Raw genomic sequence first — 21,418 nt, forward strand, 5'->3', positions numbered from 1 at the left:
GTCTGCACGCCGGCATCGAGTCCTCTAGCGGCACAGGCTTCAAAGATCGCCTTGAGCACCACATCTTCGAACTTTTTCCCCGAATAATAATCGCAGATGGCCACCAGGTATTGGCCGTCTTTGCGGATATTTTTGAGCATCTTGGCTTTGTCGGGGTCCAGTTTGGAGTAATTTTCGTAGAAACCGGCAATTTCTGGGGCGCCGCTTGAACGGCTCAAGAAATTGGCGGTCATCAGGCAAAGATGCGATTTACCCGTACCGTAAGAGCCGCTCAGCAGGTAGAATTTCTTGTCGGTTGGCTGATAGATGCCTTTGCAGATGCGCTCGAAAGCTTGCCGGTGGGCTTTGGTCGGCCGATACATGGCCATTCTTTCGGCATTTTCCTGGGCCTCTTCAAAGGCACTTTTCAACTCCACGAAATTTGCGTAACCGGTTCTGAGTTTGACGACCTCAGCTATTTTTGCCATGGTTCAAGAACTCCCAATTTTTGAGACAGCCGGCTCAGATCAGGCACGTATCCTGATCCTGTGCGGCTCCACCAAAAACAGCTTTCCTTGGTAATGGGCCATGTCCGGCTGGGAAGAGAGATAGACAGTCAATCGGTTCATGATTGCATTGATAGATCGAGGGTGATTTCTTATCTGAAGCGCAATGATGCCGTTGTAGTTGCCTGGAGGATAAGTCACGATGTCAATAAAGTCGCCGTTTAAAGAAATCAGGATTGCACTCAGCTCCTGAGCTTTTGCAATTACCACTTGATCCGGCGCATCCTGAGGGATGTGCTCTCTGAGCTTCAGCACTTCGTGACCTGCATCGTTTAATGACGTTATCACGGTTGAGGGAACGCAATGGTCTGCAAATAACTTCAGCCCCATCAGACGGCCACCTCAAATTCCGCCAACTCTCGAGCATAATCGAGGCATGCCATGATCTGTTCAGGGGTGAGATCAGGGAATTCACGGATGATCTCCTCATGGGAAGAACCCGATGCCAGATAACCAAGCACTAGGCTCACCGGAATCCTGGTGCCTTTGATGCGAGGTTTGCCTCTAAGCACATCGGGTGTGCTCACGACATGATCCTTCCAGGTAACGTTCATATTCTTCTCCATGTGCTTACTATTCGTCTCTCTCTCGGTTAATGCGGTTGACTTAAGGTCCAGTACTGTTTTTCTCTCCCCCGCTTCCCCTCACCCTAACCCTCTCCCCAAGGGAGAGGGAACCCCTAATTCACCAGCATTGTCTCTCTTGGTGGAGAGAGCCTTATTCAAAACTCCTTCTCCCTTGGCAAAGAGACCCGGGATTTCAAACCCCATCTCTTGGCGGAGCAACATGGGATCGCAAACTCCCTCTCCCTTGAGGGAAAGACCCGAGGCTCGAAACTCCCTCTGCCATGAAGAAAAGAGCCAGGGATCGAGACCGCCTCTTCCTTGAGGGAAGACCCGGGGTTCAGGACTCCCTCTCCCTTGAGGGAGAGGGTCGGGGTGAGGGGGGACTGAATGATTACTTCTGTACATACGTCGGCTCGCTCAGTGTCAGGCTGGTTATGGGCAGGGCTTTCAATTCCAATCGTGACAGATCAATGAATTTACTCGCATCTTCAATCTCGACGCCGATCACCTGATTGTGTTCGTTAAAGTCAAGCACGATACCGGGGGCAACCTCTTCGGACTCGGTGCTGGTCCCTTCGGCAAGTTTTATGTAGAGCATATCATTGTCTCGATAGTATTGAAAAACCATGATGCTTCCTTGCGCCTGAGGCTCATATCGACAACGGCACCTCTACCTGCTCACCGGTTGCCTCGTTCGCAATCAGGAGTTTTCCCATATCTTCACGGTTAAGTTGTTCGTTTGCATTCAGCAATTCGATCCCATATATGGTTCCGTCAGGGGCCATATCCACAATCAGCTCATCGCTGACCTTGACGGACTCGACTCCCGAAGATTTAGACTGAAAGCGAATGGTGGCAATGTTGTACCGGGGGTCGTAACTGAATCTCATGGTGCTCAACCTCCCTAAAACTCACCTTGAGCGGGCTCTGTTCCCCCTCTCCCTCAGCTGATAGTTACCCACACTTGGCCCCGGGGGTGGTCTCCCTCTCCCTCAGGGAGAGGGCCGGGGTGAGGGAAGAACAATAAAGGTGTCTTTTGCGCTACTGCGAAAATTCCTTCGAAACCCCGTTCGCCCGAACCTGGCGGGGAATCGTTCGCCGTATTCCAAGGTTGCCGTCACTTCATCCTCGGTAGCTCCTCGTTCCTTGATGCGTTCACGAGCGTGCGGATGCAGTCGCACGGCCATGGCTTTCTCCTATTTTATTAATCATACCTCCGGGAAAAATTTCAGCATACCATCTGATGACTCGCTTCAGCCGATTCGCCCAAGAACCCGCCCGATCCGGTCGTATTCCTCCAGGCATTTGCGTTTAGACATGAACTCTCCGAAGGCCGCCTCCTCCTTGCGCTTGAGAACGGGAAAGGTGTCCAAGATATAGGCGAAATCATCGCGGCTGAGACCATACAGATGCGCCACATAAGCGTCGATTTCGGCACGCAGCTGCGCCCGATCGCCGGTGTCGCGCCGATCAGGTAGCCGGTCATGGACTCCGCAGTGCGGTCCCCATTCGTGAGTGAGGCTTTTCGCTTCTTCGGCTAATCGGTGGCGAATTTCTTGTTCGTGAGCGGGGCCGTAGTCCAGAGAGTCTGATGGGGGATACCAAAAGCTGGGCAATTGCCAAGTTTCAGAAAATACGGACTTCCAGTACTCAGAGAAAAAGTTGGTAGTGCACAACAATCGAAGTGTCCTCGATACTATAGCCTCAAAACCATTTGAAATGACCTGTGGATCGCGTGGCACTGGCAAAGTCTCCAAGAAAAACATATTCAACGTGGTTGTTATTTTATGTCTCAGGATGAAATCCAAAACAAAACTATTGAGACAGCCACATAGATAAGAATTTATCGACGCTCGGTGCTCGTGCTCATCTGAGACCCAGATTACAGTGCAATTTACTTCAGCTAAAGTTTTATTTGGAATCACAGTGGAAATTAGCGTTCTCTCGTCTGTGCTACGCGCAATCCTCCTATGAACCACGCGTGGTAATAGGGGCGACGGAACCTTCATTTTTCCCAAAGCACTTTCAAGGTCAGCCCAGTATTGTGGAGCGTCATAGAAGCTGTTGAACTGCCAAATCATCTTACCTTCATACAGTGGGCACTCTGTAGGTTCAGTTGATAGGAGGTTTACGCCGCTTGTCATGTTTAGTTCTTGTAGGAACTTCACATTCCAGGCATCTGGCAATGTCTCGCCTAACAAGGGGTAATCGGCGTAGATTTTCGATGCTATCTCGAGAGAGTGCGGTGATGTAAATTCCATCAAGCTTAAGGAGTTTGGGGAAAACTTCCGAATTTGTTCAATTGATATCATGATAGGGCTAGCGTCTATTGATATCAGTCTCTCGGGATCATGCTGCATGAAAGCACACTTAAACTTTTTAGTCTTCCCTCCTTTTTGGCACCCGAATGCTACAAATTTAAACCTTCCATCGACAGCATTGAAGCTAGTAGGCCAACGATTTTCGAAGCAATATAAAAACGATAGAAGGCTTTTTGAAAAAAAGTTTTGGCGAAGTTGCTGGCAACTTTGGTCAGTGTAGATTCCACTTGGAATCAGAATGCCCAAATTACCTTTCCTATTAAGGAGAGCAAAGGATCTCTCAAGAAATGCTTTGTACAGGTCAATTTTTCCTCTCTGAAGATATGAGTAGGCCAGTGGTTCTTTAAAGTACGCGGAACTTTGTCGGAATTTGTTTTCGTAAGTTGACCACTTTTCATAAATCTTAGGATGTGCTTTTTTTAGTAATTTAATAACCTCTGTTGCTTCCTGCTTTTTATATTTGCGAAAATCGGGATCATAGAACAAATAGAACTCTTGAGTGCTTGGCTGCAAGACGTCCCACGGCGGATTACCCACAGTAGCCGAAAATCCCCCAGCTGTTCCCGGCCCAAAGACATCGGGAAATTCCAACGGCCAGTGATAGAATTCATGCCAGTCACGGTAACCTTCCACCGATTCCCAGGTTTCCCGCAGTTCATCATGGGTGAGATCCTCTACCGTCTTGCCGGAGGCAAGATGAGTGAAGAGGGTCCGATATGCGCCGGGGCCAATGTCGCCATCCATGAGGTAAGCGGTAAAGAGATCGGCCAGTGGCTTCAGTCTTTTTGATGCGCTTTCCTGCACCTCATCAAAAACGCTCTTTTGGGCATCGGTATCATCTTCATCTATCGCGGTAATGGCAGCGAGATTTTCGGCGGCTTTGGCAAGAGTCGCCGAAAGGTTGCCGAAATTCATGACCAGCTGTTTCTCGTCCTTTTTGCGGCGGTCTTTTTTTCGCAATGGGATCTCACGCAGTTGATCGAAGGAGCGAATGCCGATCAGGCTGTTGCCCTGGCGCAGGTGGTGATCCAAAAAGGTGAGCTTATGCTCGACGGCAAAGCAGTTGAGCCAAAGGGACAACTTGGCCAGGTTCACCGCCAAAGGATTGATGTCCACGCCATAAATGCAATGGCGGGTGATGCGTCGGCGCCAATCGTTGGGTTTACTGGAAACCGCGACGCGCAAATCATCCACCGCGGGAATTTCTTCCAGCAGGGAGACCACCAGCCCCGCCATCTGGTTGGTTGCATCCACCAAAAAATGGCCGCTGCCCATGGCCGGGTCGCAAACTCTGAAACGGAGGACGTCTTCGTCTACAAACCGCTCCACCAGCGCCGCGGCGGACTGGGCGGCACCTCTTTTGGAATACAGGTCGGGGCCGCTTCGGATCTGTTCCAGAAAATCATTGAAACGCTGCCGGTGCTTTGTTTCAAAGGTTTCCCGCAACGGATTGACGATGGTCTTTTCGTTGAGAAACCGCACCAGCGACTCGGGAGTGTAATACGATCCGGTTTGTTTCCGCTCCAAAGCCGATTCACCGAAATAGACCTGGCCCTTGTGGATCAGGGTGTCGCCTTTATGCTTCTCGGTTTGTGAAGCCAGGAGAATTTCAACGCCCTTCTGGGTCCGGCGACGTATGCGATCGGCATCGGCGAGCTGCACGGTGTATTCCAGAATATTCTCGTAGAGCTCCCCCAGATGCCGCACTTCCAGGTCTTCATAAGGAATGGTGTATTCCTTATCCGGGTCGTTATCCAACGGTTCGACATAGGCCAACAGGTAAAGAGCTCTGGCAAGGAAATCGTTGCGCAGCTGGTGTTTTCCGAGGAATTTTTCTTCCTCGTCATCAAACAGCCCGCCGTCGTAACCCATGATGCCGTATTCCGGGTCGCCTTCGTTGACGGCCCGCACCAGCCCCTTGAGGTGCTTCCAGAGGTCGTATTGGTCGGTATCGCTGCGCTTTTTCCATTGGAGTTTATGCGCTTCCCTGCAAAGGGTTTCTATGGAAAGACTCTCATAGGTTTCCAGCTTTTCAGGGTCGGACGGAAGCAGTCTGCGTGCTTCCGCATAGAAGAAAAACAGGCAACGATAGAGGAGTTTCACGGCGCTCTGGAAGATTTCTCGGCGCTCTTCCTCTGTATATCCTGCTTCCTTTTGGGGCATGTCATGAATGAAGCCATTGCAGATATATTGCAAGATTTCATCCACTTGTGCGAGGAGCGGAGTCTTGACCCGATCGCTCAGGATTTTTTCAGATTGTTCTCGGTCGCGGTCCAGCCGGCACTTGTAAACACCGGCGGATTCGTCCTTTTGGTCCTCCTCGCTATCCTCAGGAACTTCCGCAATAAAAGAATCCCGGTGGAAGAAGCGCTCAAACATGCCGTATTCCGCCTCTTCATTGGCTTCGAGCGTCTCAGTCAGGGACAGTTGTAGACTCGCACAATCTATTGACTCAATGAGCAGTGTTTTTTTCACAATGACTTGACACAAGTGGGCAGATTATCGAATTATTCTGCTCACAGGAAAAGGCGGGGTTGTTTTGGACAATGAAGTTGGATGAAGGGTGGGACAAGCACCCCTCATCCGTTGAAAAGTGAGTTAAACTCACAAAAGGCCCTTTATTGATATTGTTTTTTGACGTATGCGTCAAGACCCTCTTTGAGTTGGGCCGCAACTACCCCTGGCCAAGGCCCGAAAGATGCTCGTGCTGTAAAGGGCGCATCTGGGCTCATGGCTTTGACACCGCCTATTTTGATGACTTCCCGGAACCCTTGTGGATTCGAAAATATCGATGTGTAGATTGCCGAACCGTTTTCAGAACTCGCCCCAGCGGCTACTGGAGCAGATTCCAGGCCGCCATTGCCACCATCCGTGAACATATTGCGCACCGCTTAACCGAGCGCAGGTGGAAGCCGGACCTGCCTAGATCCAGGCAGCGTCATTGGCTCAATGGGCTCAGGAAACAGATCCTCACCCATTTTGGCACAGGCGCTTCCGATGACCCGTTGCAGGCTTTTGATTCCTTGATCGCCCGGGGAGTCTGTGCCGCCTCACGAGCCATATAATCTGCGAGCTCGCGTGCTCGTCTCGGACCCAACCGAAGGGTGCCTTTGTAGTTAAGCCGGCTTTCGGCAATAAAGCAAGGCAACCATCAACCACACAGGGGAGGTCCTTATGGATGAGCAACAACAAAAAGAAATTGCTGTATTTCGGTTCGGGGTCATCAGTGATTTTGTCAACTGCAACCACTTGAGTCATGCAAAACGGGCCAGGCTGCTGCGAGAAAAGTGCGAAAAAGAGTGGCAGATCCCCCATTCTGCTCGCAGCCGGCTGTCGGCTTCCACCATTCGAGAGTGGATAAGAGTCTACCAGAAGGCCGGAGGGCGGTTGGAGGCGCTTTATCCAAAAAGCCGAAGGGATAAGGGAGTGGCCCGTGCCATCGATGAAGAAACCGGCCAGGCGATCATTCGGCTGCGCCACGAGCTGCCTGAGAGCCCTATTAATGCGCTCATCTCCGAGATGCAGCAGCGATCGCTCTTAAAGCCGGGCGAGGTGTTGACTCAGGCAACCGTCTACCGGTTTCTCCATCGGGCGGGGCTGCTCCGTCCGCAATGTCCGGCCCCGGTGGACCGCCGCAAGTTTGAAGCCGAGCTTCCCAATGACATTTGGCAGTCGGATGCCATGCACGGACCGATGATCCGCGTGGGCGATAAAAAACGCAAAACCTATCTGTTTGCCTTCATAGATGACATGAGCCGCCTGATTCCTCATGCCGAGTTCTATCTCAGCGAAGGCCTGCCTTCTTTTCTTTCCGCCTTGCGTTGTGCCCTGCTCAAACGAGGGCTCCCGCGAAAACTCTATGTCGACAACGGCCCCGCCTTCAGATCCACTCTCCTTCGGGAAATCACCGCCTCCCTTGGCATCGCTCTGGTTCACTCCAAGCCCTACAAGCCCGAAGGGCGGGGCAAGGTGGAAAGGGTCTTCAAGACTATCCAAACCCAATTTCTGCCCGGCTTTAAGGGCAACTGCCTGGATGAGCTCAATGAAGCCCTCGATTGCTGGCTGCGAGATGTCTACCATAAAAGGCCCCATGGCGCGACCGCAGAGCCCCCTCTCAAACGCTATGCCGATCACATGGAGTGTATCCGCCCCGCTCCCAAAGACCTCGAAGATTACTTCCGCAAACGCGCCCGAAGACGTGTTGCCAAAGACCGCACCGTGGCCTTGAACGGCAGGCTCTATGAAGCCCCGGTACCGCTCATTGGGAAACAGATCACGCTGCTCTACCATGACCATGATCCGGCCCGCGTGGAAATTACCCTGGAAGGGCGCTCCCATGGCTTCCTCACGGTTCTCGACCTCAACGCCAACTGCCGGGTCAAACGCTATTCACAGCGTCTAGTGTTGGAAAGCTCCCCGCCACAGTCCATCCCCACCGGCAGGCTGGCCTTTGCCGGCGAGGAGGAAACCTCATGAAACCTCTCTATCGAACCTTTTTCGGTTTTACCCGTGAGCCCTTTACCGCCGAGCTCAAAGCGGACCAGATCCTGCAAACCGCGGAAGTGACCGCGGTTGCAGAGCGCTTCGACTATGCGGTGAACCTCGGAGCCATCGCCCTGGTGACCGGAGAAGTCGGCAGCGGCAAGTCCACCGCTCTCAGATGGGCATTGAACCGTTTGCACCCCTCAGAGTTCCGCCCTATCTGGATCACAGCTTGCTCCGGCTCCATCCTGGAACTTTACCGCTTGCTCAGCTCTGAGCTGGAAATGGAAACCGCAACTTACTCCCGAGCCACTCTTTTGAAATTTATCCGCCGCCAGATCCTTGAGCTGACAGATGGCCGCAAACAAAAACCGGTCCTCATTATTGATGAGGCATCGCTTCTGCGCCTTGAAGTCTTTGCCGAACTGCACACCCTCACCCAGTTCGAGGGAGACTCAAGACCTCTTCTTCCCATCATTTTTGCCGGCCAGAATAACTTGCTCGATCTGCTCCTCTATCGTACTTCCATCCCGCTTGCCTCAAGAGTTGTCGCCCGCTGCCACCTGCAGGCTATTTCTCGATCCGATATGGAGCTCTACCTCAACCATCACCTGAAAATTGCAGGGATCAGCCATCCGCTTTTTGCCGATCAGGCCGTAACCGCCATCCATCAGGGTTCAGGTGGGCTTTTGCGGCGCGCCAACCACCTGGCCAGAGGGGCCCTCATCGCCGCTGCCCATGAAAAAATCCAGCAGGTCTCGGCCGAGCACGTTCGCATCGCTTCAAGCGAGCTCATCTGAAACCATCACAAGGGGGTTTAAGAACATGAAAGAACCCGATGAAATAAAAATCGCCTGGGTGATATGGACCCTTCTCTCCTTCCTCAATGACATTCTCTGGGACAGGTATGAACAAGAGTTCCTCCAACTCAGCGCCGATTCCCACAAAATGCAACAACTCGATTGGCTCGTTGCCTATTTGAAGGGCTACGATCTGCCTTTCTAAAACCCTTTTATACTGCAGGCCGACTCACCAAAGCCTGCAGTTAAAAAAACCTTGCCGTCGGCACTGCTATGGAAAAAATCCTTGTCAAACTCGCACGCTATTTTGAAAATCATTGGCGAATTGCAGTTCTCGACTTCAAAAAAGGACTCTGGTGCGTTGCCCCGATCTCCTCCAATATCGCCTACCTCAAGGCACAGAACCTCAACGGCCGCCACATCCTCATGCAGCCGCTGCACTCTTCCCATTACCTGCTCGCCGACGATCTCACCTGGCCCCTCGTCTGCCGTCATCATCGCTACCCGCAGGGACGATGGAAACCCGGCCGCATGGTGGTTGAGACCTCACCCCACAACTTCCAGGTGTGGATTCACTCCCATACACCTCTTGCGCTTCAAGATAAACGCTACTGGCTAAAGATACTTCGCAGCGACCCCGCAGCCGATCCCGCCAACCGCTTCGGCAGATGTCCCGGCTTCTGCAACCCAAAACAAAAATACCGCAGCCAAAAGGGACAATATCCTCTCTCCAAACTCATCTGGATCGATTGGCAAACTGAGGCCATCATACCGGCTATAACACCTCAAGATTCATCCAGATCCCGCATAATCCCTTTTCCCTTTACCCCAGTGGGGGGTGTGTGCCATCAATCCACTATTTGCCGAAAACAATTTGACTGCGGCGACGAGTCAAGAACCGATTTCTCTTATGCCCTGGCTCTGCTTCGCCGAGGACTTAGTGCCTGTCACGAAATAAACTTTACACTCTTTCTTGCCATGATATACTGCTGTCATGGAGAAAGAACTGATCAAAAAACGATTTGAATTTCTGGCTCCACTGCTCAACGAGAGGCAGCTGCGACTCTACGTGGCTGCCGAGGCGCTGGTTCTTGGCCGTGGAGGCATCTCCGTGACGTCTCAAGCGACAGGGATCTCGCGGCCAACGATCACTATGGGGTGCAAAGAGCTTCTTGATGAAACGACAAAGGAGGCTTCTGCGAAGTCCTCTGCGGTGCGTGTGCGCAAGAAAGGCGGAGGACGAAAGCGTACCATCGAAGTTGACGAGACACTTCGAAGTGACTTGGAAGGACTCATTGAACCCGTCACAAGAGGAGATCCCGAATCGCCATTGCGATGGACGGCTAAGAGTGTGCGTAATCTTTCCGATGAATTGAAGAAAATGGGACATAAGACCAGTCACCGGATGGTTGCCGAGCTCCTTCCCGCGATGGACTATAGTCTGCAGGCGAACCGAAAGACCGCTGAAGGAGGCAAGCATCCGGACCGGAATGCCCAGTTTGAGCACATTCACGGGAAGGTCAAGGAGTTTCAGTCTTGTAACCAGCCTGTTATTTCGGTGGACACAAAGAAGAAGGAACGTGTGGGTGACTTCAAGAACGGTGGACGGGAGCTCCGACCAAAGGGCAACCCGGAAAAAGTCCGCGTCTACGATTTTGAGATCCCCGAACTTGGAAAAGTGGCCCCCTACGGGATTTACGACCAGACCCGCAATACCGGATGGGTCAATGTCGGAACCGACCATGACACTGCAACGTTTGCCGTGGAAAGCATCCGCAAGTGGTGGATTACCATGGGACGGGAAGCTTATCCGAAGGCGGCTCGCCTTCTGATTACCGCTGATGGTGGCGGCAGCAACGGGGCGAGAGTTCGACTCTGGAAGATCGAGTTGCAGAAGTTCGCCAACGAAACTGGTCTTGTCATATCGGTTTGCCATTTCCCACCGGGCACCAGCAAGTGGAACAAGATCGAGCATCGACTCTTTTCCTTCATCAGTCAGAATTGGCGGGGTAAACCTCTTGTGAGTCATGAAGTGATCGTCAACCTCATTGCTTCAACGAAGACCCGCACAGGCCTGACAGTCAAGTGCGAGCTCGATACCAATAAGTATCCCAAAGGAATTAAGGTTTCGGACAAGGAGTTGCGCCAGGTCAACATCGTCCGTGACGAATTCCATGGCGAGTGGAACTATGCTATACGCCCACAATCCGCATAAACTGTAAATGTTATTTTGTGACACGCACAAAGGGCAACCCGGAAAAAGTCCGCGTCTACGATTTTGAGATCCCCGAACTTGGAAAAGTGGCCCCCTACGGGATTTACGACCAGACCCGCAATACCGGATGGGTCAATGTCGGAACCGACCATGACACTGCAACGTTTGCCGTGGAAAGCATCCGCAAGTGGTGGATTACCATGGGACGGGAAGCTTATCCGAAGGCGGCTCGCCTTCTGATTACCGCTGATGGTGGCGGCAGCAACGGGGCGAGAGTTCGACTCTGGAAGATCGAGTTGCAGAAGTTCGCCAACGAAACTGGTCTTGTCATATCGGTTTGCCATTTCCCACCGGGCACCAGCAAGTGGAACAAGATCGAGCATCGACTCTTTTCCTTCATCAGTCAGAATTGGCGGGGTAAACCTCTTGTGAGTCATGAAGTGATCGTCAACCTCATTGCTTCAACGAAGACCCGCACAGGCCTGACAGTCAAGTGCGAGCTCGATACCAATAAGTATCCCAAAGGAATTAAGGTTTCGGACAAGGAGTTGCGCCAGGTCAACATCGTCCGTGACGAATTCCATGGCGAGTGGAACTATGCTATACGCCCACAATCCGCATAAACTGTAAATGTTATTTTGTGACACGCACATAGTCTTCGAAAGGACGCGAACTTTTGGTCGAATAGAGCCGCCAATGTGAGCCATCCGTCAATATCCCCCAATTGAGCTTGCGTTTGCGCAGTTGAGCGATCAGTTTGGCGGGGAAAAAACGTCCTACGGAAGTATCGTCTATGTCAGCGCCCGGTTCAATGAGGTAAAGGACGGCGATGGAGTCCGAAAAACCCCAATCTTCATACAACGGATAGACACCGGGAATGTCAGACTTTGCGGGAGGGACAAATTCCAGATAGCCCAGAGCCTGCTTCAAGAAAGTATCCCAGAGGCTGGACAGACTTTCGGTGTTGCGAGACTGCCAGGTCTGAGCCAGGGTGGCCATGCGGCTTTTAGCGGCATCATCCAGTTGAATTTCCTGCTTCAGGCTCTCGATAAAAAGCGTGCTGAAAAGACCGTTATTTTTCATGAGATGGCAAAGGTCTCCTTTTGATCGACCGCAAACGGGTATTGGCTATGGCGTCTAAATTGGTAACCGGCAATGGCTTTGTCGTATTGCATGACAAACAGCAAAGCCGGTTTCTGATTCGAGGTTTCCAGGCGCCGCGCAAATTCCTGCGCTGCATGCGACTGTCCGCTCCAGGTAGCCTTGAGGAATTCCACCCCGGAAACAATCAAAACCGGCGACTTGCTTCCGTTCTTTAGAAAGTCAAACAGCTTGGACACTGAAAATTCGGCCATTCTGCCGCTAAGATTGGGGTCCGCTGCAAATAACTCCAACAGATCCAAATGTTGTGAACCAGTCAACCCCGCCAGCTTCCCGGCCCACTCTTTTTGCCCCCCATAATCGTGCGAAAGCACTACACACGCGCGCCCCCTCGGCCGGGACTTTAGATCATTCACCAGCTCGATCACATCAATGACTTCGTCCACTTGTCACGTCCTCTGCAACTCTCTCTATAGTTCATCTCCCCCCTCACCCCGACCCTCTCCCCCCAAAGGGTGGAGAGGGAGACCGTACCGGAGCTTACTTCAACAACATTGCCCCCCCAGGGGGAGAGGGAACCTTTAATTCACCGGCATTGACCTCTCCCCCCCGGGGCGAGAGGAATGGTTCCCTTTCCCTCAGGGGAGAAGGAGTTCTCGACAAAGCTCCCAGTTCGACCTACAGGTGGAAGCCACTGTGGGTCTAGGTCCCCGTTTCCTCCCAGAGCTGGCGTCTCCAGGTTCCCTCTCCCTCAGGGAGAGGGTTAGGGTGAGGGGAGATCAGACTCCAACATGCCACGAATAACCGTCAGCACCGCTTCTATTTCACCGAGAACTTGATTATTCCAAAACCGTACAACCTTAAATCCATTTGACTCCAGATACTTCGTGCGAGCTTCGTCCTTCTCCACCTGCACACTGTGCTGCCCGCCGTCGAGCTCCACAATGAGCCCACATTCAAGACAGACGAAATCGGCAACGAATGGACCGATCGGATGCTGTCGTCTGAATTTGCGGCCTGCCAACTGGCGATTCCGCAGATGGCGCCAGAGCAGTTTTTCGGCATCCGTTTGATTCTTCCTCAGGGCTCTGGCTTTTTCCTTCATGTTTTCCCCTCACCCCGACCCTCTCCCTGAGGGAGAGGGAGAAAAGCTCTCTTTGTGCGGAGCTTCCGCGTCCTACCCGCTGGGTCACCGGTTAGAAGGCTCCGGGGTAAAGCTGCATAAATGTCAGAGCTGCTCCCGGGGAGATCGTCCTTCAAAGTGCGCCAGAAGCAGTTCATGCACAGACAAAGACGGCTTGATCCGAATTTGATCCAGGTTATGAGTCGTTTCGTAGCGCAGAAAGCCCCGCTCATGGAGGCCCTCAATGAGATTTCTGAAAGTGCTGATGTCTAACCCAAACAGCAGTGCCGGGGACCCGGGTGATTCCGCCAGTTCAGAAACCTGAAACAAATTCGACCGCCTTTGTTCGCAAAAATCATAAATCATCGCGCTCAGCACCAGCGGCTCGAGTGCTGGATAGCGCCGCAGGTAAATCACCTCCTCCGGACCATAATGGAGGAGGTCGAGTTTCCGAAAGTTTCGCTCAAAATAGGCATCCGCAACAAACCGAACTTCTTTTTGCAGATGTTTCTTGAGCGTGGCTTCCGTGTACTGCCCGGCCAGATCACTCCGCAGGCGGTCTGTCCAATCTTTCATGGTCAACGGCGAGTCTTTAATTAACAGACGATTGAATACTTCAAACCACACCAGATTGGAGAAAGACCCGGCGCCCGCATAATGACACCACTCAAGGGTTCCTTTCTTTTCAATGAAGATGTCATGCTCGGCAATGAGCTGGCCGATTGGTGTCAAGATCTGAGTCGCAGGCTGAATGAGCCCCATAGCGGAGCCCATGCTTACCAGGCTGGCGATCTGCCGAACAGCCAGTCCGGTTTCTTCATGCAAGTCTTCACGGGAGACCTTCTTAAGCTCTTTGTGTTCAAGCAAAAAATTGAGAACTCGAGCCAGTTGATCGAATTCCAGCATGTAGCTATTGGCAAGCTGCAGCTTGCGCTTCGTCTGGCCTTGCTGCAAAGGTTTCCGCGGCGCCCACATGGTAGTTTGCAGCGGCTGGGAATCCCTCGAAGCCCGCCGTCCAGCATCCCCCTCTCCCCTGAGGGAGAGGGTCGGGGTGAGGGAGTCATCACTCACATCAGGATCATCTATGGGTTCGGGCCTGTGCGCAGATAACGGCTGGCGAACATCTTCGGGCTGACTCTCTGATAAGAAATCGCCCAGGTCTTCAGGTGAAGGCTCTTTCTTTGGTTCATGTGAAGAATCCGACAAATCTTCAGCCTCGCCCTGGGCATCGCCGGCCATTGCGCTGACAGGTCCTTCCTCCCTCATCAAAATGGAACACTCATCTGAAGCGGTGACTGAATTCGGAAGGGGAGAAGTAGATTCAACATCAGGTGGACTTTCTGAAGATGGATGCTCGGTAACAGTCAGCTTTGATTGAGAGCGCAGAAGATCTATGACCTTCAGGAGAGCTACCGTCGCCTCACCAACTCTTTCAACTCGCCCAAGATCTTTCGCGGAAGCGGCAAGCACTGAGGAGAGATCTCCAAACTTGTTGAGCAGATCCTTAGCAACGGGCTCTACATCCTTGTAGGGCAAAGTATTGACCAGAAGAAGTTCAAGGGTGACTCTGTCCGATCGCGATCCAGGTTCATCATTAATGAAATCCCGCCTCATTTGTTGATACGGTGATTTCTTGTTAGAGTCCGCCATATAATTTATCTAATGCTCCGTTTTTTGATTCATTGGTCTTCCAAGCGAATAACCGAACCATCCCAGCATACAGCAAAAATCCTGGGGCGTCATTGCCGCCCTGCATCGGCATGGGGCATGCGCTGTTTCGAAAGATGACTCAAAAACTGGGGAAGATATTTTTCGCGCAATGTCTCAACGTCTTTGCGAGATCTGGCACGCACCGTCAGTTCAGAATCTCCCGGTTTCTGAACGGCGCTAAAAAAATCCAAAATTGGTAATGAGCCACATGTGACGTCCTCACGATTGGTTTTTCCTGCGTATCAACCCGAAAAATCTTCTCGGCATTTACTGCCGAAATCTTTAATAGCCACTTTCAAGGCGATCTCACAGCAAGGGTTATGCCGGTTATGTTTTCACATTGTACTTTGTCAGCCAGTTGGTGAAGGTCTGGTAGTTCGGCAAACTCAGCAATTCCGCGGCCTTGGTTTTGTTGCCGTGGGTCTTTTCCAGGGCCTGCGAGAGATAATGCCGAGCCACCTGAGCCATGAGTTCCTGCAGGTTCAAACCATCTTCCACCCGATACCCCATAACATCGGTGGTTGTCCCTGTGGCTACGGGCATCAGGGCATCCCGCACTTCATCGGCGCTTATGGTCGATCCGTCCGACCAGATAGCCGCCCGCCGGAGAGTATTCATAAGCTCACGTACATTGCCCGGCCAGTGGTAGGAAAGCAGAAGATTTCTTGCAGTCGGAGAAATTTTTTTACGAACATAGCCGGGCTCCGAAGTGCTTTCTCGATTGATTTGATCGAGCAGCCCATCGATCAAAAGACTCAGGTCGCCGGCCCGTTCGCGCAGCGCGGGAAGTCTCAGAATGGCCACCGCCAGGCGGTAGAAAAGGTCGGCGCGAAAAGTTCCGGCGGCCACCTCATCGATCAGGTTGCGATTGGTCGCGGCAATGATCCGGACATCCAGAGCAATAACCGTTGTCGCTCCAACTTTTGTGATCTCTCCTTCCTGCAGAGCCCGTAGAATCTTCACCTGGGCGGACGGGGAGAGCTCTCCGATTTCATCCAAAAAAAGAGTGCCGCCGTCGGCCGCCTCAAAATAACCAATCTTTGTCTGGCTGGCTCCACTAAAGGCCCCCTTCAGGTGGCCGAATAGCTCCGATTCCACCAGCTCGCTCGGGATGGCGCCGCAGTTGACCGCCTTGAAAGGCTTCTGGTAGCGCGGGCTCGCTTCATGAATGGCGCGCGCGAGAAGTTCCTTACCCGTTCCCGATTCCCCTTCAATCAGAACCGGCACCGACCGCACGGCAACGCGCTCGGCCCGCGCCACCACCCGCTTCATCACCGCACTGCGATGAATGATACTGGCAAACTCAGGAGCAGGTGGCGGCGAACCGGTGCTCAGCCGCTCCAACTCCCGGTCCGATTTCCTTAAAAGATCCGGAATGAATTCTGCGGAAATGTCAAACGGGACCGATGCGGTTTTGACCCCTTGTTGCGGCGAAGATTCGATGAGCTCGGCGGCAAACCGGGTCTTGGCGAGAATCACCCAGACCGCCGCCATGGGTGGGGTTCCAGGACTCAGGTGATAGGTGAGCTCGACATCAGACCCATGCCGTTTCATCACGTCAGAGACGGCGCGCACCGAGGCTTGGTAAATCTCGCCAAAATGGGTGGGGCTGCTCAGAGGTTCACTATATACCTTTAGCGTCGACTCACATTGAGCCTTCAGCCACTTGCAGTAGGCCGTGGTCGGTGCCTTCGGATGATCGCTCAGCAGCGCCACCTCATCGTAGCTTCGCGAGGTGACCGCCTGCCCGATCGGACCCAGCCCCGGCTTTCCGCCGCCCTCTGCCGCCTTCAAATCGGCATGGCCGATCCAGCACACCAAAACCTTTGCCATGGATGCTTTCTCACAAAAAAAATTGCCGCATCATAAAATCGCTTATGGCTCCGATCCCTCGGAGGCCATTTCGCGAATACCCACAACAGGCTGTCATCTTACTGAAATGACTTGTGATTGAAGAATCAATCCAGTTCAAAAGCAGGATGGCACAAGGATTGCCCTGAAGACCCCCGGAAACTCAATCGAAAGTAACACAATTGCTTTGTAGCACAGGGATTACTGGCTTGCAAGCAGGCAAGAATCTATTGCACGGTGAATAGGTGCTCTATATATTTTCCAGTAAACTCCATGACTTACACTTATTTCTGGTCAACTGCCTCCCATTGGTGTATAGAAAGTACGCTACTTACTTCACTTTGGAGGTGATCCACGTTGAACCTATGGGAGGTCCATGTCAGGCCCGTTGAGCGATCAGAGGAAGGTCGCTATCAGGAAGTGATGGATGAGCATCATTATCTGGGACGCATGCCTAAGATCAGCGAAACGCTTTGGTACATTGGCCTATGGCGCAACCAGTGGGTGGCGCTTCTGAGCTTTTCCGCCGCCGCATGGAAGTGCGCGGCGCGGGACCAATGGATCGGTTGGAGCCCACGCCATCAGTATGATCGGTTGAAACTGGTAGCCAACAACAGTCGTTTTCTTATTCTTCCCGACTGGCACTTTCCGAATTTGGGCTCTCGCGTCTTATCATTGTGCCAGAAGAGAATCCCTCGCGATTGGCAAGATATCTTTGGCCATCCTTTGTTGTTGCTTGAAACCTTTGTGGACCCTCGACGCTTTCAGGGCACCGTCTATAGAGCAGCTAACTGGCACTGTGTCGGTCAGACCAGGGGCTTCCGCCGCACCGGCAATGGCTACAGTGCTAGAACCCACCCGCCCAAAATGATCTTCGTAAGACCACTGCGACCCAATGCACGAGAGTTGCTCTCGCGCCCACTTCTCGAATCGGCCTTTAATACAGGAGGAGCCAAAATCATGATTACTGCCGAGCATATGCAGTCTTTGCCGCAATTCTTCACCGATATACCAGATCCCCGTCGTGCACAAGGACGTCGCCACAGGCTTTCAACCGTACTCGCCATCGCGGCCGGTGCAATCTTGTGCGGAATGCGAGGCTATAAGGCTATCACCGACTGGGCAAACAGCCTTGGCCAAAAGGCGCGTGAACGTTTCAGGTGTCGTGTGGAAAACGGCCGATGTGTGGTTCCAAGCGAATACGTCTTCCGGAATGTCCTTATCCGTGTCGATCCACTGGACCTGGACCACGCCCTGCAAAATTGGAATAAAACCCACGGCGAAAAGGATGAAAGCCTGGCAATCGACGGCAAGGTCATGCGCAATGCTATCGATGAGCAGGGCTATCAGACCCACATCATGAGCGCCATTGGTCATCAGACCAAGAATTGCTACACCCAAAAAAAGTAGGTACCCTTCCCAAGGAAGGGGATGAGGAGGCCAAGCGAACAAACGAGATAAAAATGGCCGCCCCACTCCTTGATCCTATCAATATTCAAGACAAAGTCATCACGGCGGATGCCCTTCTAACGCAACGCGCCTTCGCCGATTATCTGGTTCTGGAGCGCAAAGCTCACTATCATTTCACCGTTAAGGATAACCAACCCACACTTCGTACAGACATCGAATTCTTCTTCCAAAACCCAAAAGAGCCGGATTATATCGACAACGACTCTTGTGATCATGGACGGATTGAAACCCGTAAAATCTGGACCACCACCGAGCTCAACGACTACCTCAACTTTCCTCATGTTGGGCAAGCGTTCGCAATCGAACGTCACTCAATAGACAAAAAATCAGGCAAAGAATCTTGTGAGACCGTCTATGGCATCACCAGCAAATCCCCGGAAGAAGCCGACGCACAAAACGTTCTCAACACTAATCGAGGCCACTGGAGCATCGAAAATTCCTGCCATTATATCATCGATTGGAACTATGACGAGGACCGCAGCAGGATATCCAAGGGCTACGGTCCCGAAAATATCACCCGGCTTAGGCGATTTGCCGTCGGGCTCATCAAGTCCAAGGGTGTATACAGCGTCGCACAGAAAATGCGTCAACTCAATCGCAATGTCCGCTCAGTTCTCGACTATCTGTGTATGACAACAAACTCATGTACCCCTGCTCACCGGCAATTAGAATGAGAACAAATTTACCGTGGAATCTATTGGACCTCGACGCAAAAGAGAGGAGGAAGATTTTGAAAGTCAAAGAGTTGATTGGAAAAACGGTTGGAAAGACGGCAAGCGCCGGTAAAGAGGCGCATGCAGCAGTCCTGACAGCCAAGGGCGGCTGCACGACGATTTAGGCTTAATCATAGGCTGAGCACAGCGTTATGGCTGACTGCTCGGCCTGGGCATAACTCATTATCCAAAAGGGGGTCACCATGATTAGAACCATCGCCTTAACCGCATTGCTCTCAGTTTTACTGCTTGCCGGCGGGTGTGCCACCATGATCCGCGGCACCTCGGAAAACCTTATGATCACCAGCGAGCCCGACGGCGCCCAGGTGAAGCTCTCCGACGGCAGGGCCTGCAAGACGCCCTGCCAAATGGAGTGCAAGCGCAACCAGACCATCATTTTAAAGTTCACTAAAGATGGTTATCAGGCCGAGTCCTTGACAGTTTGTCCGACCCTTGCCGGCGCCGGGGTGATTCTCGGCGGCGTCATCGATTACGGTACCGGAGCGGTTTACAGTTTGCAGCCGAATCCGGCTCACGTTATACTGAACCCCATCACCGCAGCCGCCCCCTCATCGCAGCCGTCGGCGGAATCCACCGCAGCCGCTGTGGACGACAAGCGCAAGGCATCCTCGCCTTAGCCTCCGGCTCCCTTGCGGGAGCTCGAAATTGCGGGGATCCAAATTGGCAGGTGATCCTATCGAGATTTTCATTCTTTCGCATGCAATCCTGGGTGGTAGGGTGCGCTTTGCGCACCATAAGCAATGCGGGCACACCCTACTTTCAGTTGCACTGGCGGAGTCCGCCCGCAAGGTGGTGATTCCAGTGGAAGGAGGCAAACCGCCATGATCGACCGACGCAGCTTCTTGCACTCTCTCGGGCTTACAGCTCTATTGCCCTTTGCCGTTGGCTGTAAGGCACCAGCCGAGGCCAAGGCAAAAGAAATGGTCCATCTGCTCACCACCTTTGTGGCAGGCTTCCAGTATTATGACGGCATGAAAGAAGAGGTCGCCGAAACTCTACGGGAAGGCGCGGAACTCGTTCTGAGGCGCGAACCGGGCAATCCCCACGATGAAAACGCCATCGAGGTCCTGACTCTCGAGGGCTTCAAGCTGGGTTACCTGCCACGCGCGGACAACACGGTGCTGGCCGCCATGGCGGATCAAGCGATTCAGCTGCGGGCGGAGCTAACCGCAGTCGATATCAGGACAGAGCCCTGGAATCGTGCGCTCGTAAGCGTTTATCAAACAATCTGAAGGCGAGTAGATTTGTCCACGCCCAGGCCAAAAAGTTTCCAAGGATTTCTAAGGCGGGAAGGTTATGCGAAACAAAACGATTTTTTCATCATGCATTCTGCTCATTGCCGCGGTTGCGGTCGGATTCTTTTTCACCCCCCATTGGGCTGTTCGCAAGATGCGGCAAGCCGCTGTTGAAAAGGACGCGGTGGCTCTCTCCGATTATGTTGACTACCCGGCCCTGAGGGAAAGCCTCAAGGCCAACTTCAATGCCATGATGGCGCGCGAAGTCGCCCAGAACAAGAGCGACAACCCGTTCGAGGCGTTTGGAGCCGCCTTGGCGGCCGCCCTGGTCAATCCCATGATTGACGCCTTGGTCACCCCGGAGAGCTTGGCCATGTTGATGGCGGGAGAGAGGCCCCCGCTGGAAAAGCCCGGGGCTATGGCGTCGGGCAAACCATTCGCACAGGAACCGGACCGGCATCCGGTAAAAGAATCGGAACCCGATATGTCCATGGGGTATGAAAATTTCAACCGATTTGTTGTTAAGGTGAAAGAGAAAGATTCTTCGGAACGGCCGGTCGAGTTTGTTCTGAAGAGGGAGGGGTTGATTTCCTGGAAGCTCTCGGCCCTGCGGCTGCCCTTTCTCGAAGAGAACAAGATACCAAAACCGACAACCCAGAGTGTTGCAGCATCAACTCAAAGGTCACAGCGCCACAAAACCGATACCGAGCACAAGCCTGAAAAGCCCGATCCGCCCCTACTGTCGCCAACTCTAAGCAATAAACGGTATCAACCGTCGGATATCAGCCGCCGGGTTTATGAAGACGCCATATGGTTTGACGTCACCTGGGACACCTCGAAACTACCCAGGGCGACCCGAGCGGTAAAAGGCATCTTGATCATCGCTGATATTTTCGGCGAGCCCAAGCTGCGCCTCAAGTGGACTATCAATGATCCCCTGATTCCAGGGCGGCAGCATTTGGAAACAGGAGTCGGATTCGAATACAACCAATTTAAGGACAGCCACAAATGGGTCCGAAATACAGACCTCCAAGATATGACGTTCCGCTTTGAAGTGACCAATATCATTTACCAGGACGGCATCAAACAAGAGTTCTGAACTGAGAGCTCCCAAAGAGCCGGATTCGCATACGGTTGTGGATGAAGTTAATGAATATTCCCTCTCTTCTCCCGTTTCGGCTCTCTGGAAGCTTTTGCCAAGCTAGCTGCATGAGGTAATTAGGCGAGAGCTCGTCCTGATCTTCGAATTCGAGGTCCTGAACGCG

At 52.6% G+C, this 21,418-nt stretch carries 23 protein-coding genes and 1 pseudogene; 12 read left to right on the forward strand and 12 right to left on the reverse strand.

The window, feature by feature from the left end; translation table 11 throughout:
- From K1V27_RS09720 to K1V27_RS09750, 7 genes are all read right to left on the reverse strand, one after another.
- On the reverse strand, positions 1-467 hold a 467-nt coding region (locus K1V27_RS09720; RefSeq protein WP_258929802.1), incomplete at its 3' end, for a hypothetical protein.
- A gap of 39 nt (positions 468-506) precedes the next feature.
- Complete coding sequence (locus tag K1V27_RS09725) at positions 507-875, reverse strand: DUF5615 family PIN-like protein (protein ID WP_258929803.1); 369 nt, start codon at positions 873-875, stop codon at positions 507-509.
- On the reverse strand, positions 875-1,099 hold the full coding sequence (locus tag K1V27_RS09730; RefSeq protein ID WP_258929804.1) for a DUF433 domain-containing protein: 225 nt from the start codon (positions 1,097-1,099) through the stop codon (positions 875-877). Before K1V27_RS09730 ends, K1V27_RS09725 begins: the two co-directional genes overlap by 1 nt.
- 403 nt (positions 1,100-1,502) lie before the next feature.
- Complete coding sequence (locus tag K1V27_RS09735) at positions 1,503-1,739, reverse strand: DUF2283 domain-containing protein (RefSeq protein WP_258929805.1); 237 nt, start codon at positions 1,737-1,739, stop codon at positions 1,503-1,505.
- 22 nt (positions 1,740-1,761) lie between these two features.
- The gene (locus K1V27_RS09740) at positions 1,762-2,001 is read right to left on the reverse strand and encodes a DUF2283 domain-containing protein (protein WP_258929806.1); all 240 of its coding nucleotides are present in this window, start codon (positions 1,999-2,001) and stop codon (positions 1,762-1,764) included.
- Between the two features lie 102 nt (positions 2,002-2,103).
- Entirely contained in the window at positions 2,104-2,298 is a 195-nt protein-coding gene (locus K1V27_RS09745; RefSeq protein ID WP_258929807.1) for a DUF4258 domain-containing protein, read from the reverse strand.
- 66 nt (positions 2,299-2,364) lie between these two features.
- A complete protein-coding gene (locus K1V27_RS09750) occupies positions 2,365-5,907 on the reverse strand; it encodes a BREX-1 system adenine-specific DNA-methyltransferase PglX (protein WP_258929808.1) in 3,543 nt (1,180 codons plus the stop codon).
- 146 nt (positions 5,908-6,053) lie between these two features.
- Between K1V27_RS09750 and K1V27_RS09755 the strand changes: the two genes are divergently transcribed.
- The 7 genes and pseudogenes from K1V27_RS09755 to K1V27_RS09785 form a co-directional block, all read left to right on the forward strand.
- Positions 6,054-6,497, forward strand: a complete 444-nt coding sequence (locus K1V27_RS09755; protein ID WP_258929809.1) for a hypothetical protein — start codon at positions 6,054-6,056, stop codon at positions 6,495-6,497.
- A 109-nt stretch (positions 6,498-6,606) separates the two neighbouring features.
- Positions 6,607-7,908 (forward strand): DDE-type integrase/transposase/recombinase, encoded by a 1,302-nt coding sequence (locus K1V27_RS09760; RefSeq protein ID WP_258929810.1) that lies wholly within the window; start codon positions 6,607-6,609, stop codon positions 7,906-7,908.
- Positions 7,905-8,714, forward strand: a complete 810-nt coding sequence (locus K1V27_RS09765; protein ID WP_258929812.1) for an ExeA family protein — start codon at positions 7,905-7,907, stop codon at positions 8,712-8,714. The genes K1V27_RS09760 and K1V27_RS09765 overlap by 4 nt, the downstream gene beginning before the upstream one ends.
- Before the next feature lie 25 nt (positions 8,715-8,739).
- Positions 8,740-8,919 carry a hypothetical protein gene (locus K1V27_RS09770; protein WP_258929813.1) on the forward strand — a complete coding sequence of 60 codons (180 nt, stop codon included), beginning with the start codon at positions 8,740-8,742 and terminating at the stop codon, positions 8,917-8,919.
- 68 nt (positions 8,920-8,987) lie between these two features.
- Positions 8,988-9,740: a RepB family DNA primase gene (locus K1V27_RS09775; protein WP_258929814.1), complete on the forward strand. Its 753-nt coding sequence runs from the start codon at positions 8,988-8,990 to the stop codon at positions 9,738-9,740.
- Complete coding sequence (locus tag K1V27_RS09780) at positions 9,709-10,929, forward strand: ISAzo13 family transposase (protein ID WP_258928282.1); 1,221 nt, start codon at positions 9,709-9,711, stop codon at positions 10,927-10,929. Before K1V27_RS09775 ends, K1V27_RS09780 begins: the two co-directional genes overlap by 32 nt.
- Positions 10,930-10,958: 29 nt before the next feature.
- Positions 10,959-11,552, forward strand: a pseudogene (locus K1V27_RS09785) (ISAzo13 family transposase); the annotation flags it as partial.
- Positions 11,553-11,562: 10 nt separating this feature from the next.
- Here the strand turns inward: K1V27_RS09785 and K1V27_RS09790 are convergent.
- The 5 genes from K1V27_RS09790 to K1V27_RS09810 form a co-directional block, all read right to left on the reverse strand.
- The gene (locus K1V27_RS09790; RefSeq protein ID WP_258929815.1) at positions 11,563-12,012 is read right to left on the reverse strand and encodes a hypothetical protein; all 450 of its coding nucleotides are present in this window, start codon (positions 12,010-12,012) and stop codon (positions 11,563-11,565) included.
- Positions 12,009-12,476 carry a hypothetical protein gene (locus K1V27_RS09795; RefSeq protein WP_258929816.1) on the reverse strand — a complete coding sequence of 156 codons (468 nt, stop codon included), beginning with the start codon at positions 12,474-12,476 and terminating at the stop codon, positions 12,009-12,011. The genes K1V27_RS09790 and K1V27_RS09795 overlap by 4 nt, the downstream gene beginning before the upstream one ends.
- Positions 12,477-12,793: 317 nt before the next feature.
- Complete coding sequence (locus K1V27_RS09800) at positions 12,794-13,135, reverse strand: endonuclease domain-containing protein (protein WP_258929817.1); 342 nt, start codon at positions 13,133-13,135, stop codon at positions 12,794-12,796.
- A gap of 123 nt (positions 13,136-13,258) precedes the next feature.
- Positions 13,259-14,419, reverse strand: coding sequence for a DUF4007 family protein (locus K1V27_RS09805; RefSeq protein WP_258929818.1), 1,161 nt, complete (start codon positions 14,417-14,419; stop codon positions 13,259-13,261).
- Positions 14,420-15,190: 771 nt separating this feature from the next.
- Positions 15,191-16,696 (reverse strand): sigma-54 interaction domain-containing protein, encoded by a 1,506-nt coding sequence (locus K1V27_RS09810; RefSeq protein ID WP_258929819.1) that lies wholly within the window; start codon positions 16,694-16,696, stop codon positions 15,191-15,193.
- A gap of 375 nt (positions 16,697-17,071) precedes the next feature.
- Between K1V27_RS09810 and K1V27_RS09815 the strand changes: the two genes are divergently transcribed.
- The 5 genes from K1V27_RS09815 to K1V27_RS09835 all read left to right on the forward strand — a co-directional run bounded on the left by K1V27_RS09815 (position 17,072) and on the right by K1V27_RS09835 (position 21,252).
- Positions 17,072-18,124, forward strand: a complete 1,053-nt coding sequence (locus tag K1V27_RS09815) for a Druantia anti-phage system protein DruA (protein ID WP_258928225.1) — start codon at positions 17,072-17,074, stop codon at positions 18,122-18,124.
- A gap of 53 nt (positions 18,125-18,177) precedes the next feature.
- On the forward strand, positions 18,178-18,858 hold the full coding sequence (locus tag K1V27_RS09820; RefSeq protein WP_353740514.1) for an ISAs1 family transposase: 681 nt from the start codon (positions 18,178-18,180) through the stop codon (positions 18,856-18,858).
- Between the two features lie 242 nt (positions 18,859-19,100).
- Complete coding sequence (locus K1V27_RS09825) at positions 19,101-19,535, forward strand: PEGA domain-containing protein (protein WP_258929820.1); 435 nt, start codon at positions 19,101-19,103, stop codon at positions 19,533-19,535.
- Positions 19,536-19,739: 204 nt separating this feature from the next.
- Positions 19,740-20,150 carry an HIRAN domain-containing protein gene (locus tag K1V27_RS09830; RefSeq protein WP_258929821.1) on the forward strand — a complete coding sequence of 137 codons (411 nt, stop codon included), beginning with the start codon at positions 19,740-19,742 and terminating at the stop codon, positions 20,148-20,150.
- Between the two features lie 64 nt (positions 20,151-20,214).
- Positions 20,215-21,252: a DUF2939 domain-containing protein gene (locus tag K1V27_RS09835; RefSeq protein ID WP_258929822.1), complete on the forward strand. Its 1,038-nt coding sequence runs from the start codon at positions 20,215-20,217 to the stop codon at positions 21,250-21,252.
- Positions 21,253-21,418: the final 166 nt, after the last annotated feature.

The sequence above is a fragment of the Desulfoferrobacter suflitae genome (assembly GCF_022603395.1).
GTDB classification, from domain to species: Bacteria; Desulfobacterota; Syntrophobacteria; order Syntrophobacterales; family Syntrophobacteraceae; genus Desulfoferrobacter; species Desulfoferrobacter suflitae.